This window comes from Hydrocoleum sp. CS-953, from assembly GCF_002260545.1.
Taxonomy (GTDB): Bacteria; Cyanobacteriota; Cyanobacteriia; order Cyanobacteriales; family Microcoleaceae; genus Trichodesmium.
The window spans coordinates 1-13,184 of the sequence record NZ_LGSU01001433.1 but is presented as its reverse complement, the minus strand read 5'-3'; the positions used below and the strand labels follow the sequence as shown (position 1 = coordinate 13,184).

Annotated in this window: 10 protein-coding genes and 3 pseudogenes; 9 read left to right on the top strand and 4 right to left on the bottom strand. The window is 34.9% G+C overall.

All coding sequences use genetic code 11. From position 1 onward, the window contains the following. Nucleotides 1-15: 15 nt before the first annotated feature. Nucleotides 16-885 carry a twin-arginine translocase subunit TatC gene (gene tatC / locus AFK68_RS29745; protein WP_094677487.1) on the bottom strand — a complete coding sequence of 290 codons (870 nt, stop codon included), beginning with the start codon at nucleotides 883-885 and terminating at the stop codon, nucleotides 16-18. Nucleotides 886-2,356: 1,471 nt separating this feature from the next. Here tatC and AFK68_RS46960 point away from each other — a divergent pair. From AFK68_RS46960 to AFK68_RS29735, 3 genes and pseudogenes are all read left to right on the top strand, one after another. Continuing rightward, nucleotides 2,357-2,971 (top strand): annotated as a pseudogene (locus AFK68_RS46960) (CHAT domain-containing protein); the annotation flags it as partial. A gap of 201 nt (nucleotides 2,972-3,172) precedes the next feature. After that, a complete protein-coding gene (locus tag AFK68_RS46955) occupies nucleotides 3,173-3,508 on the top strand; it encodes a CHAT domain-containing protein (protein ID WP_371357615.1) in 336 nt (111 codons plus the stop codon). A gap of 616 nt (nucleotides 3,509-4,124) precedes the next feature. After that, a complete protein-coding gene (locus tag AFK68_RS29735) occupies nucleotides 4,125-4,673 on the top strand; it encodes a DNA-binding protein (RefSeq protein WP_210407685.1) in 549 nt (182 codons plus the stop codon). Nucleotides 4,674-5,562: 889 nt separating this feature from the next. Here the strand turns inward: AFK68_RS29735 and AFK68_RS29730 are convergent. Further along, nucleotides 5,563-6,558, bottom strand: coding sequence for an NAD(P)H-dependent glycerol-3-phosphate dehydrogenase (locus AFK68_RS29730; RefSeq protein ID WP_246844542.1), 996 nt, complete (start codon nucleotides 6,556-6,558; stop codon nucleotides 5,563-5,565). A 1,853-nt stretch (nucleotides 6,559-8,411) separates the two neighbouring features. Between AFK68_RS29730 and AFK68_RS40170 the strand changes: the two genes are divergently transcribed. From AFK68_RS40170 to AFK68_RS29710, 6 genes and pseudogenes are all read left to right on the top strand, one after another. After that, the gene (locus AFK68_RS40170) at nucleotides 8,412-8,798 is read left to right on the top strand and encodes a transposase (RefSeq protein WP_210407684.1); all 387 of its coding nucleotides are present in this window, start codon (nucleotides 8,412-8,414) and stop codon (nucleotides 8,796-8,798) included. Beyond that, entirely contained in the window at nucleotides 8,770-9,045 is a 276-nt protein-coding gene (locus tag AFK68_RS40165; protein ID WP_210407688.1) for an IS200/IS605 family accessory protein TnpB-related protein, read from the top strand. Before AFK68_RS40170 ends, AFK68_RS40165 begins: the two co-directional genes overlap by 29 nt. A 417-nt stretch (nucleotides 9,046-9,462) precedes the next feature. Next, entirely contained in the window at nucleotides 9,463-9,972 is a 510-nt protein-coding gene (locus tag AFK68_RS29720) for a hypothetical protein (protein WP_094677483.1), read from the top strand. Between the two features lie 758 nt (nucleotides 9,973-10,730). Continuing rightward, nucleotides 10,731-11,351 (top strand): annotated as a pseudogene (locus tag AFK68_RS42830) (hypothetical protein); the annotation flags it as partial. A 1-nt stretch (nucleotide 11,352) separates the two neighbouring features. Beyond that, nucleotides 11,353-11,771: pseudogene (locus AFK68_RS46950) on the top strand (hypothetical protein); the annotation flags it as partial. Between the two features lie 14 nt (nucleotides 11,772-11,785). Then, on the top strand, nucleotides 11,786-12,235 hold the full coding sequence (locus AFK68_RS29710) for a DUF2996 domain-containing protein (protein WP_094677481.1): 450 nt from the start codon (nucleotides 11,786-11,788) through the stop codon (nucleotides 12,233-12,235). Here the strand turns inward: AFK68_RS29710 and AFK68_RS29705 are convergent. After that, nucleotides 12,232-13,059, bottom strand: a complete 828-nt coding sequence (locus tag AFK68_RS29705; RefSeq protein WP_094677479.1) for an alpha/beta fold hydrolase — start codon at nucleotides 13,057-13,059, stop codon at nucleotides 12,232-12,234. The two genes, AFK68_RS29710 and AFK68_RS29705, sit on opposite strands and share 4 nt — an antisense overlap. Further along, nucleotides 13,050-13,178, bottom strand: coding sequence for a reverse transcriptase N-terminal domain-containing protein (locus tag AFK68_RS29700; RefSeq protein WP_256386681.1), 129 nt, complete (start codon nucleotides 13,176-13,178; stop codon nucleotides 13,050-13,052). The genes AFK68_RS29705 and AFK68_RS29700 overlap by 10 nt, the downstream gene beginning before the upstream one ends. Between the last annotated feature and the right edge of the window lie 6 nt (nucleotides 13,179-13,184).

Here is a 13,184-nt window from a genome sequence, read left to right as displayed (position 1 = left end):
TCAAGGCAGTATTTTTTATTTCCCTATCAACTTAACAACCAAACTACCTCCAAGATAAAGAGTAACTACTGCTCCACCCAATAAACTTTGAGTCAAAGGGTCAGTTGAAGGAGTTAAAACCGCTCCTAAAACTGCAGCTCCTAATAATACATATCTCCAACCAGAAAGCATTTGTTGAGAAGTAACTATTCCCACAATACCTAACAAGAATTGTAGAATAGGAATTTGAAATGCTAATGCCGTACTAAACATTAATAACAAGACAAATTCAAAGTATCTTTCAATTGACCAAGCTTGGTCTACTACTTCCGAACCATAACCAATAAAAAATTTCAAAGCTGCTGGTACAATTGCAAAATAAGCAAATACTAATCCCAATCCAAATAAAACTGTAGAACCTAAAAAAATTGGTCCGAGAAATCTTCTTTCTCTAATAGTTAAACCAGGTAGGACAAACTTAACTATTTGATAAAGTATAAAGGGACTTGCTAAAAGAAGACCACTATATGCAGCTACTTTAATAGTGACAAAAAAGTATTCTCCTGGAGCGAGTTGGAGAAATTTTACTCCCTGGGCAGGAATTTCTAGAAATTTGACAATGGGTTTAACAACAATAAAGCAACTAATAATAGCTACTACTACTGCTATTAAAGAATAAAATATCCGCATTCGTAACTCTTCGAGATGGTCAAAAATAGACATCTCAACTTCATCAGGAACTTGGTCGAGATAATCATTTTCTTCTGAATTTTGGCGATCGCCTAAGTCTTGCGAAGGAATATTGTCTACTCCATCGGACTGAATCTGTGGCTCTTTTAAACTTATAGGTGCTAAATTATTGTTATTTGAATCTTCTGGAGGAGTATTATTTTCTAGAGATGTCATTTTAGTTATCAATTATCAGTTATCAGTTATCAGTTATCATTACCTCCTATTTTATAGGAGGCTTGAATACTAAAGTTTATTTTTTCATCCCCATCCAAGGGGAGGCTTGAGACCTTATTTTTTGGTCAGGTTTGTTTTAAATTTTAGATTAATTATACATCAAAGCTCTGATTTTTCATAGTATAGACTATTGTCTAGATATTAGTAAGAATATCAATTTTATCTCATCTGATTTCTGTGTCAATGAGGCAAATTAATTATACTTGAAGTAAAGCTAAGGAATGAGAATTTTATTAGTTACATAATTTACCGAATTCTTAATTATTAATAATTAAATAATTCGCGCCTTGAAGCCTCCCCTTGGATAGGAGAAAAAAGCGGTCTTTTTCGGCGCTTGAGCCGACATGTTTGCGGAGCATTCCGTCAGGAAAACGCTTTCCTACGGAATGCTAACGCAAACGCGACATGAATTGCTCGCAGTCCGTCAGGATGGGATGCTGTTTCGGCGCTTGAGCCGACATGAAAAGCGTTAGCGTTAGCGCAGTTCCTCTGCAAGAGGCAGCTCCTCTGCAAGAGGCAGCGGCTCTACAAGAGCGGGAAACCTAGCCATATCCAATCGACCAAGAGAAGAAATAATATTTCCTCATCTTCAATTCCGTAACGGTTTTAACCTTCTTGTAATTATCAATTATCAATTATCAATTATTGAAACAGACTGAAGTTTAACTTATTTAAGCTTTGCTTTTTAATTTCTTTATTTTTTTGAATTCTAAATCCTCAAGATCAGGAAAATACAAAAGCCAACTCTTGACACCAAAAGTAAAATTACTATACTTAAGCTATGTATAAATTTTAGATTGAATCATAATTGATAGAGTTGGCAAAAAAACTAGGAAGTTAAATTATGTTTAACAATAGATGGAAGAAAAATCTAATTTTATCCTTCCTATTTATATTAGTTTTCTTAAGCACCATTAGCTTAAATATTTTCCTACCAAAAAAACCAGCATTTGCTATTCAAGAATCTGAGTGGGATAAATTATTAGAAACTCAGGCTGTCCAAGAAATTGTCAATAGAATTGAGCAAACTTGGGAAAAAGCTTATGAAAATTACTTTGGTGCAAATCTCTCAAGTTTTACCTTGACTGCTGAAACTATCGCTAAACAACTTTATCTATGGCAATTTCAAACTGATAAAAACCCTGCCGTTGTCTGGGTATGGCCTCGCAAAAAACAAATACAATTAGTGTTAATCACTGCCAATCAAATACCAGTTATATACAGTATTACTGATGCCGAGCGAAAAACTGTATTAAATACNTGGCAATTTCAAACTGATAAAAACCCTGCCGTTGTCTGGGTATGGCCTCGCAAAAAACAAATACAATTAGTGTTAATCACTGCCAATCAAATACCAGTTATATACAGTATTACTGATGCCGAGCGAAAAACTGTATTAAATACAGTAAAAATGTTAGCTGGAGAAATCATAGATCCAAGAATGCGTCACACAGAATCATATCTAAAACCAGCTCAAAAACTTTATCGGTGGATAGTCAATCCCATTAAGTCAGAATTAGAAAAGCAAAAAGTAGATACTATTATTTTTTGCTTAGGACCTGGTTTACGCAGTTTACCATTATCCGCATTACATGATGGAAAAAAATTTCTCATAGAAAAATATAGTGTTGCCCTTATTCCGGCTTTTAATATGATTGAAACTGAATATAATCCCAGAAAAAATATGCAAGTATTAGCAATGGGAGCATCAGAATTTATTGACCATCAATCTCTACCTGCTGTACCAACAGAGTTAAAAGAAATCACACAAAAATTGTGGCAAGGAGAGGCATTTATTAACCAAGACTTTACAGTTGAAAATTTACAAGAGCAACGACAAAAACAGAAGTTTGGAATTATTCATTTAGCTACTCATGCTGAGTTTAGGTCAGGTCAACCAAGTAATTCTTATATTCAATTTTGGCAGAAAGAAAAACTGGAACTAGATGATATAAGAAACTTGAAATGGCATCAACCAAAAGTAGAGCTATTAGTTCTAAGTGCTTGTAAAACTGCCGTGGGAGATNAAAATTTACAAGAGCAACGACAAAAACAGAAGTTTGGAATTATTCATTTAGCTACTCATGCTGAGTTTAGGTCAGGTCAACCAAGTAATTCTTATATTCAATTTTGGCAGAAAGAAAAACTGGAACTAGATGATATAAGAAACTTGAAATGGCATCAACCAAAAGTAGAGCTATTAGTTCTAAGTGCTTGTAAAACTGCCGTGGGAGATCAACAAGCGGAATTAGGTTTTGCTGGTTTAACCGTCCAAGCTGGAGTTAAATCTGCTCTAGCAAGTCTTTGGTATGTTAGTGATGTAGGAACTTTAGCTTTAATGAATGAGTTTTATCAAAATTTTCAGAAAATTTTACTTAAAGCAGAAGCGCTTCGACAAGCCCAAATAGCAATGTTAAAAGGGAAAGTAAGTTTAAAAAAAGGTGAGTTATATGGTTCTAATAGTCGAGTCAAATTGCCACAAGAATTAGCAGAATATACAGATGAAAATTTATCTCATCCCTATTATTGGGCAGCTTTTACTATTATTGGTAATGCTTGGTAATATCCAAATTTTTGCCGTCGGACAATTAGGAGCTGACTAAATCATTCATTTGATATTTTTGAATAAGTTTTTTCTCAACTAAATATAGCAATCCTCCGCATATTCGTGGCAAAAATCTTACTGCTTTTAGGGAACACTTAACTGGTTGGAGTTTCAACTTTTTTATTGACTTTTTAATTACCCGCAACATAAGCGCGGATTGCTATAGATAGTTTAAAATCAACTATCATTTCCTGCTGTAGCCATTTTTGCCTCCCACTTAGGCAGATTGTTACTCCCAGGCCCATAATACTATAGTTTTTTTATACCCCACCTTCCGCACGTCAATTTGTAACATTAAAAGTAGTATAAAAATCCCGATCTCGCTAAGTATTTATACTATGTCAATCATCGTCATTGACCTTTCTCAGCAGTCAAATTTTTAGTAGAAATTAAGCATAAATACTTACTTGATTGTTTAGTCATTAAGTTACAACTATGATTTTCTCCTGAATTCTGACTCCTGACTCCTGAGTCCTGAGTCCTTTTTCAATACTACATTTTGTCGTACGGAATGTAGGTTATACTATTCTTTTATCTGTTATACTCAAAAACCATTCCGAAATAGTTTAGGCCCATGTCAATTGGAACAACAGAAGCAGCATTTCTCTTAAATATTTCTACTGCGAGACTCAGACTACTTTTAAAACAAGGTCGCGTTCTTGGAGCAGAAAAAGAAGGCAGATTTTGGAGGATTCCTCTAAATAGTCGGGGAATGCCAGAAATAACCACTGGTCTTAGAGGTCCACAGGGAACTTGGAACAAAGGACAGCGTACAGGCAATACCTTTATTCATATTGTACGAAGAATAATTGATGCTAACCGAGACCACGGAACGAGCGATCCAGCTATTTCTGTTAAGCAAGGCGATCGTAATGATAGATGCCACGAAGTTGAAATAGTAGGACCTTGCAAAATCGTCTACCGACCTCACAAGCCCAATCGTAGTCAGGCTGGGGGAGCCAGGCTGTGGATTGAGGTCGAGCCTCACGTTAAAATTATCCGTAAAATCTTTCCCGATTGGGAAGCGTCCGAACCAACTGCTGAATTGGTTGAAGCGTTGGCCGAGCCTAACGGTAGCTACATAGCCACCGAGCATAACCTGAGCAATATTGCCGTTGCCTAACTATAACCACTAATTTTTTTGTTTTATTGTGACTGCCCTATTTATTTTTCTTCTTGGGGTAAACTTTGCTATGTTTGAACTTTACATATTTTGTGAAAAAATTTCATCATTAAGGAAAAAAACTAACTTTTTCCAGACCAGAGGATTAGAATTTCAGAAATTTTTTCTATTTTTATCAGAAATATTTATTTAATCAAAAAATAAAAAATAAAAACAAATTACTAATGCGCAATAGTTTTGGCCTTTTAGTGGTAAAGTTTTAGGGAGAATCTATATCAATATCTATATCTATGNGAAATTTTTTCTATTTTTATCAGAAATATTTATTTAATCAAAAAATAAAAAATAAAAACAAATTACTAATGCGCAATAGTTTTGGCCTTTTAGTGGTAAAGTTTTAGGGAGAATCTATATCAATATCTATATCTATGCGATGTGCAACTTTCTACGAAAATACCACGGCTTATACCCATAAGGTTGAAAAGGTTCTTTTTAGAAGTCGCTAAATTTAGTAAGTTAGGAAAAGTTGCACATGGCGTTATATCTATATCTATATAAAATAAGGCAAAAGAGTTAGAGAAGGAGAGAAATTTGAAAACTCTACTTTTTATCAATTCATCAGCAACTCCTAATTATGGTTTGCTGAATAAATCTCAAAGCATTTATAAATAAAGCTTTTAGCCTTTTAGGTCGAAAAAAAAATTCAGGTATAACGTCTAAAAATGCTCAAAAAGTTAGCATTTTGGGTAGACCAGGGAAAAAAAATTACTCTGCTGGATTTGATATTAAAATTCTGGTTTTAAATCTCTTCCCATTAAAGCTTCNAATGCTCAAAAAGTTAGCATTTTGGGTAGACCAGGGAAAAAAAATTACTCTGCTGGATTTGATATTAAAATTCTGGTTTTAAATCTCTTCCCATTAAAGCTTCCACGGCTTCTTCTGGAGTAATCTTACCATTCAACAATAGAAAAACTTGACTAGAAATAGGCAGAGTAATTTCCTCCCTATTAGCAATATCAATCAAAACATTTGTAGTATTAACACCCTCAGCAGTACCAGGTAATTCCTCTAAAATTTCCTCCAAACTTTTTCCCTGTGCTAAACCATAACCAACCCGATAATTTCTACTCAAAGAACTACTACAAGTTGCCAACATATCTCCTAAACCAGATAACCCAAAAAAAGTTTCAGTTTTTCCACCTAAATGAGTACCAATACGAATAATTTCTGTTAAAGCACGAGTTAATAAAGCTGATTTAGCATTAGTACCAAGTTCCAAACCATCACAAACTCCACTAGCAATAGCAATGACATTTTTTAAAGTTCCACCTAACTCAGTACCTATCGGATCGGAACTACTATAAACCCGAAATAAACCAGAAGCAAAAATATTTTGTACCGTCGTTGCTGCTCCCTTATTTTTACTAGCAACTACCGTTGCTGCTGGTAATTTATCATCAATTTCTTTTGATAAATTAGGACCTGATAAAACTACCACAGGATTATGAGGAAAATTCGCTTCCCAAATCTGAGAAGGAGTACGAGTTGTTTCTGGATCTAATCCTTTTGTAGCAGTAATAATAATTACTTTTTTTGGTAAACCAATCTTTTTAATTTTCTCAGCAATTTCATTAACTCCTTTCATAGAAATTGCCGAAACTATTATATCAACATCCTTTAGTACCTGTTCTAAACTGACATTTAAGCTACGAGACCATAAATATATTTCATGTTGATTATGAGTTGCTAATTTTGCTAAAGCTGAACCCCACGCACCTCTACCTAAAATTGCTAAAGTTGCTTTTTCAGTTGATATTGGATAAGCAGATTCTAAAGTTGTAATAACTTCTCTTCTTTTATCAGCTTGAGATATTTTATTTGTCATAATTTATTGATTTAATCTATGTAAGCATTCAGCGGTCAGTGGTCAGCCGTCAGCTATCAGCTATTATTTTTGGTGCGCGATAAAAGCTTTATTAATGTAAGCATTCAGCCGTCAGCCGTCAGCTATCAGCTAAGGTTTTTATAGGGGTTTTCACTCATGTTGACTTGCATTATTTCTGCCTTATGCCTTCTACCTTTAAGCCAAAATATCTATATTCTATGAATCATGAAAAGCGCTATAATATGAATGACAATATATTCAATTTTTGTCAAAGGCAATAGGGAATATAAAATCTAGATACACAACAGCTTATAATTTATTAACTCCTAGCATTTTAAAAAGCTGTTTGCGTAGCATGACCTAGGAAAAGCTGAGTGCTAATAGCTGAATGCTTACTTATTAATTGAGCCAGAATTAAATCTTACTACAAAAGCTAGCTCGCTTTACCTTAAAGTCCATATTAATTTAAACACGGTCTTTAGTGGCATGGTATTATTGCTATTAACGCCGTTCTTGCACGGGAGGCTGGCTGACAGCTAATAGCTGAATTTTTACTAATGTATTAATGAGTTTTGGTATATAGCAACCAGATTTTTATTGCAGATAAAAAATCTCTTGGAATGAGGGAACTAGAATGATTTTTGACTATGCTATTAAGGGTAAAATTTGACGGAACTAAATTTATATCAAATTTATTCCGCTCAAGAATCGCCTTGACTTCAGTCCAGGGAGTGTCATTTCAGTTATCAATTATTAGTACCTCCTGCAATAGGGAGACTTGAAAACCGGAATTTTCTTTTTCATCCTCTTAAAAGGCGAGGCTTGATACCTTATTTTATTTTTATGGTCAAAAATAAAGATATTTTTTGAATTTTCTATAAATTTGAGTTTGCTATAAAGCGGATGTTTTATGAAATCATGGTGCTTCATCAAACTAAGACTCAGGAATGAGAATTTTCTTATCTACAAAAGCAGATTATCAACAGGTAATACCAAATCTCAAAAATTTGCTATATATCCTGAAAAGGATATGTTATGTGGTAGGTTTTAGCTGTTAGGAAGTTTAGGCAAAATTTCCAAGTATAAAGTAGTTGTTACAAAGCACCATTAATGCCTGATAAATGGTATAATAAACATTGTACATAAATATAGTCATATATAGTCAAATAATGTCAAATCTCTTCGTTTATTGGTACATGCATAGCTACTAAGTATTTGACAAAATTTAATAACTCTCGACCTTATGTTTAAGGGTATAATGAAATTGGCTGGCAAGTCAAGAATAAATAATAATAAAAACTCATAAATGTTCCCAGCCTTTAGTAATTTTAACTCCTTGATTTATGAAATGAGTTGAGAGACATATTATTCAAAAAAATCATCGGTTTTATCCTGAAATTGACCGACTTTGTTTCTTGTATAAAAATCTCTTAAACTCATGCTAATTATTTAGTTCGTCAGTCTTTTATATTTGAAAAGATTTATCTTTCCTATTATGACCTGCAAAAAACACTTTCTACTCAAGTAGACTATAAAGCAATGCCAGAATCGAGTATCTCAACAAATATTGATGATTTTAGAGAGAAAAACCAAAAAGCTTTTTAGCCGCAAACGAAGTTTATAAACAACACCTATCAAAGTTTAATGCTCCTCCTCGTCTTCGGTGGATATAAAAATAAAATAACACCGAAGAAATATTGTAATTTATACGACACAAGCCATCAGCAAGAGGCAACTAAAACAAGGAATTATTAATCCTTCTCAAACTGGGATTTATCTAAAAACATTAGTACCTACTTCACGCTCTTAAACAAGTTCGTCTTGTCCCTAGACTGAACCATTATGTAATTGAGGTGATTTATGATAAATGGGAACAACAATACGAGCTAGAGGAAAATCGTTATGCCAGTATTGATATTGGATTAAACAATTTAGCTACATTTTCATGTCGGCGACAGCCGAAACCTTTAATCAAGCAGGAATCAAACCCAAGAGTGATAAATGGCAGACCGTTAAAATCTATCAATCAATACTATAACAAGGTTAGAACCAGTCTTCAAGGTCTGCTAAGAGAAAATCAATCAAGTCAGAGACTAAGAAAACTAGCGAATAAAAGAGAATTTAAAATCAATGATTATCTGCATAAAACATTTCGTTTGATTATTAATAGCCTCATCACTCAGAAAATAGGAATTCTGATAATGGGCCAAAATCAGGAGTGGAAACAGGAGATTAATTAATTTAGGAAAAAAGAACAATCAAAATTTTGTTCAAATTCCCTATACTAAGTCAATAGAAATGTTATCTTATAAAGCCAAAATGGTAGGAATTCAGGTAATTTTAACCGAAGAATCTTATACTTCAATTGCAAGTTTTATGGATAATGATGCAATTCCTGTGTACTTAAACGGTGAGAAAAATCAGTCAACTTTTAGTGCAAAAAGGGTGAAACGGGGAATGCAAATCCCACAGGTGGTAGAAGATTGATTAATGAGTTACGTTAATGGTTCTTTGAATATTATGAGAAAAGCCATCCCAAATGTCTTTGACCATGGGATAGAGGAGCCAGTGCGTTGGGCGGGTCTCCCGACTTAAAGCAACTGGCGTGGTGTTGTAGTACATCCTGGGTCGGAGCTATGCTAACACGAGCGTCAAGGTAAAACTGGCAAAATAAGAATATGTCATATTTGACTATATTTTTATGAACTATAAGCAGACAGAAAGCTTCCCGATAATAGGGGATATGATTTAAACATAAATGTGAAAATTTCCTATTTCTACAACTCGGTTTGCTTGATAGAGTTTCCTAGGCCATCAGAAAAAATTAAATATACACAAATTGTGCAATTTTAAGGGAAAATTATAACAACAACCTCAAGTATAAATTTATAGGAGAGATGTCTAATGAGATTCGGTCATCGATTACCAAAAATATTAGCCCCAATATTAATTACCCTATTACTATTAACTTCTGCTTGTGGTGGAGCTAAACAACCCAGTCGTTTCGATCAAGCCCAACAACAAAGTAAAACAGAACGTCCCTCCGAAGCTAAACAAGTAACAGGTGGCAGTCTAAACAAATATTTCCCATCCTCCAGTGGGGACTATAAATTAAACTATGCTCAAGAGAAAAAAGGCTTTGCTCAAGCAAGTCTCAAAAAAGATGGTAAAGAAGTAGCAGTTATGTCTATTAATGATATTTCTGCTTCCCCTACTGCTGCCAACAAATTCCAAAATAGCAGCAAAAAAATCGGAGGATATCCAGCAGTAGAACAAGGTAAAACTACTACTGCTGTATTAGTAGATAATCGTTTTCAGGTAAAAGCTCAATCAAAAGACCCCTCATTTACAGCCAGCGATCGCGAAGCATGGCTACAAAAATTCAATCTCAGAGGTCTATCTAGTCTCAAATAGAAGGGAATAGGGTTCATTAATGGATAATGGATAATGAATAATGGATAATTACCTCCATAAAAACCCTAAAGGAATTGAAGATCACAAAATCACAATTTCTTTCTCTTGGTCGATTGGATATGGCGAGGTTTCCTCGCCATCCCATCCTTCGGAATGCTCCGCAAACGACCGCTTTTTCTCTTGAAATAGAAGGCTTTATACCAAATTGATTAATTATCCATTGGTAAATAATTGATAATTTCTCTACGATAATTGATTTAATTTTTTATTGTTGGAGATGTCTAATCAAAAAAATCCTGCCCCAATACTGAAAAAAAAGCGTCTTCCTCTATTCACTTTTAACTAGGGAATAGGGAATAGGTATGGAGGGGGAAATAATTGATAATTTCTCTACGATAATTGATTTAATTTTTTATTGTTGGAGATGTTTAATCAAAAAAATCCTGCCCCAATACTCAAAAAAGCCTCTTACTCTATTAACTAACTTTTAGGTATTGGTAATTGGTGGGATAATTTTCTACTTGGGGTAATACCGATCGCTGACTCTGGTTAAATATTTAGAGGTATTAGAAACAGATTACTCTTAAAATTTCATCTCTTGATTTACCAACGCCAAGTTTTAATTTTTAACCAAGAAATACCATCTCATACCTCCCCAGTAATGGGGATAAAAAAGGAAATTTCAGATTGTCTTGCCTCCAACTTCAGCCAGAGGTACTGATAACTGATAACTAATAACTGAAATTAAGGAGCCTTAAATGAATAAACCAATCTTTGAATTAGTAGATGAACTACCCACTGACAATATTACAATTAAAGCTTTACGCGCCCTAGACTTTGTTGTTCCTGGAGAGTGGGATAACTTGGTAGGATTTGAAAATACTATCCGCACTGTAACAGGGGAAGACGACGAAGACCTAATTCAGCAAATAGGCGATCGAGCTGTAATTCTCTTCAATGACAAAGCTCAAGGATATCAACGTGCTTTGTGGCTATATCAAACTGTGAGTGGAGCAGGTCGTGCTTTAGGTGCAGCTTCCCTAGCTAATATGGTTGGAGATAAAATACCTCTGGTGGGAGGTTTGTTAACTAGCCTTACTCCTAAACCAGGAAAAGCCCAAACTATCGATCTATCTCTAAAAGTAGTTGCAGAATTATTAGGTTTCTGTTCCATAAATGGCATTCCAGGAGATAGTATTGGTGATTTTGTCGGCGCTTTAGGAGATTATAGTGGAGAATCTTTGATGCGGTTAGCAGCTTTAGTTTGTTTTGATGGTTTAATTCCTTTAGGGCCAGATTTTCTAGGTGCAGCTGCTGAATGGATAGAAGGACTTTCTACCTCAGACTTAGAAGAAAACGAAGGCTTCCGGGGAATTGAANGTGGAGAATCTTTGATGCGGTTAGCAGCTTTAGTTTGTTTTGATGGTTTAATTCCTTTAGGGCCAGATTTTCTAGGTGCAGCTGCTGAATGGATAGAAGGACTTTCTACCTCAGACTTAGAAGAAAACGAAGGCTTCCGGGGAATTGAAGAAGCTATTCCAGGAGATGATAAAGATAGTAAGTTGGGCTTTATTGGGGAAGCTTTCGGCTCTGTTTCTGGTTGGATGGGAGATTTTGTCAGCGATCGGGGCATTACACCAGAAAATGTGGCCAATAGCTTGCAAAGTTTCGTAGAATTTAGCGATGATAAATTGGACTATTTGGCTGCATTCCTAGATATGAGTACCAATTATTATGAACATACAGGAGTTCAAACCCTGGCTCGTCGTTTAGTAGAACGAGCTTATGCAGAAATTTAACTAAGGAAGCATTTATGGCAGAAGAACAAGAAGCTAAAAAAACTGAAACTAAACCTGCTGGAGGCAAGGTAAAACCAGAAAAGCCCCCAGCAGTTGAAACTAAACCGTTTGCTGAGTTTATGCAGCAAGATTATTTGCCAGCTTTACAGCAAGCTTTAACCAAAGAAGGTATTGAGGATCTCGATCTAAATCTAGTTAAGCAAAAACTACCTATGATTGGCTTTGGTTCATCTGAAGAATGTTGGCAAGTGGTGGGTAAGTTTAAAAAAGGCCAGCGTCAGTTCAATGTCTATTTTCCCAAAAAGGATATTAAAGGCCCTAGAGCTTTCTCTTGTGCTGATAATGGAGCTAAACCTGCTACCTTAGAACCTTTTTTAATTGATGAACGTAAAATTACTCTGAACTTATTGGTGTCTGGTGTGATTCAACGCTTGAACGCTCAAAAGTGGCTTAGTTTAAACTAAGTATTTAATGTAGCAGATACTCTCTGTGTTTCTGCTACATTAAATTTACTGCCCCATCGGCCTTGAATAATTTCGTAAAGGTCTACGTCTGCTTCTAACAAGCAGGCGTGGCCACTATTAGGGAGAATAACCATTTGAGCTTCAGGCAAATACTTGACTAAAAACTTAGCTTGTGATATTGAAGGAAAAATTCTATCCGCGGCACTAGCAATAACTAATACAGGCTTTTTTAAACTTTTTAGTTGATTTTTGTTTAGTTGGAATGAACGCATTAACTCAAATCGCCAGATGGCAGTCTGCTGAGAAATTGACTGCATAGCTTTGAGTAGTGCTTGACGCTCCTCTCGTTCTATCCTCCCTAAAGCTCCTAAAAAGGGTAAAGTTGCCGTTATAGATAATTGATATAAATAGGTTGGTAGATATTGAGTAAGATATGAGCCATATTTTACTATAGGTTCTTGACTAAATGAAGTAGCTGAATTAACTAAAATTAGTTTGTCTAATAATTCAGGATTATGGAAGGCAACTTTTAGTGCTAAACATCCTCCAAAGGATTCTCCACATAAATAAACAGGTCTTTTGGGTGCTAATTCCTGTTCAATTTTAATCAAGTTGATTGTTCTCTCCAATAACCAATCCCAACTCGATAAATCATTTTGTGGGATACTGAGACAACGAATATCAAAAGCAGTTGATAATCTAGAAAGTTGCGCTCTCAACAATTTACCTGTACCGTCCATAGCAGGTAGAAAAATAAATAAAGGTAATTCTGGTTTAGAGGCGGTTGGCCTTAAAAAACTAATTTTACTACTTCCTACTTGCATGATTGAATACAGATATAAATTTTTCGGATTTGTTTTTCGACCCCACAAGTTTTCTTCCCAGAATTAAGCTGAGAGACTTGTCTTACAGCTAGCATCCTTGCAGCATGGGATTTCAGCACCAAACG

Bases quoted from the DNA above. Each gene is read 5' to 3' on its own strand.
- tatC (WP_094677487.1), bottom strand. From the start codon at position 885: ATGACATCTCTAGAAAATAATACTCCTCCAGAAGATTCAAATAACAAT.
- AFK68_RS29735 (WP_210407685.1), top strand. From the start codon at position 4,125: ATGTCAATTGGAACAACAGAAGCAGCATTTCTCTTAAATATTTCTACT.
- AFK68_RS29730 (WP_246844542.1), bottom strand. From the start codon at position 6,558: ATGACAAATAAAATATCTCAAGCTGATAAAAGAAGAGAAGTTATTACA.
- AFK68_RS29720 (WP_094677483.1), top strand. From the start codon at position 9,463: ATGAGATTCGGTCATCGATTACCAAAAATATTAGCCCCAATATTAATT.
- AFK68_RS29710 (WP_094677481.1), top strand. From the start codon at position 11,786: ATGGCAGAAGAACAAGAAGCTAAAAAAACTGAAACTAAACCTGCTGGA.
- AFK68_RS29705 (WP_094677479.1), bottom strand. From the start codon at position 13,059: ATGCAAGTAGGAAGTAGTAAAATTAGTTTTTTAAGGCCAACCGCCTCT.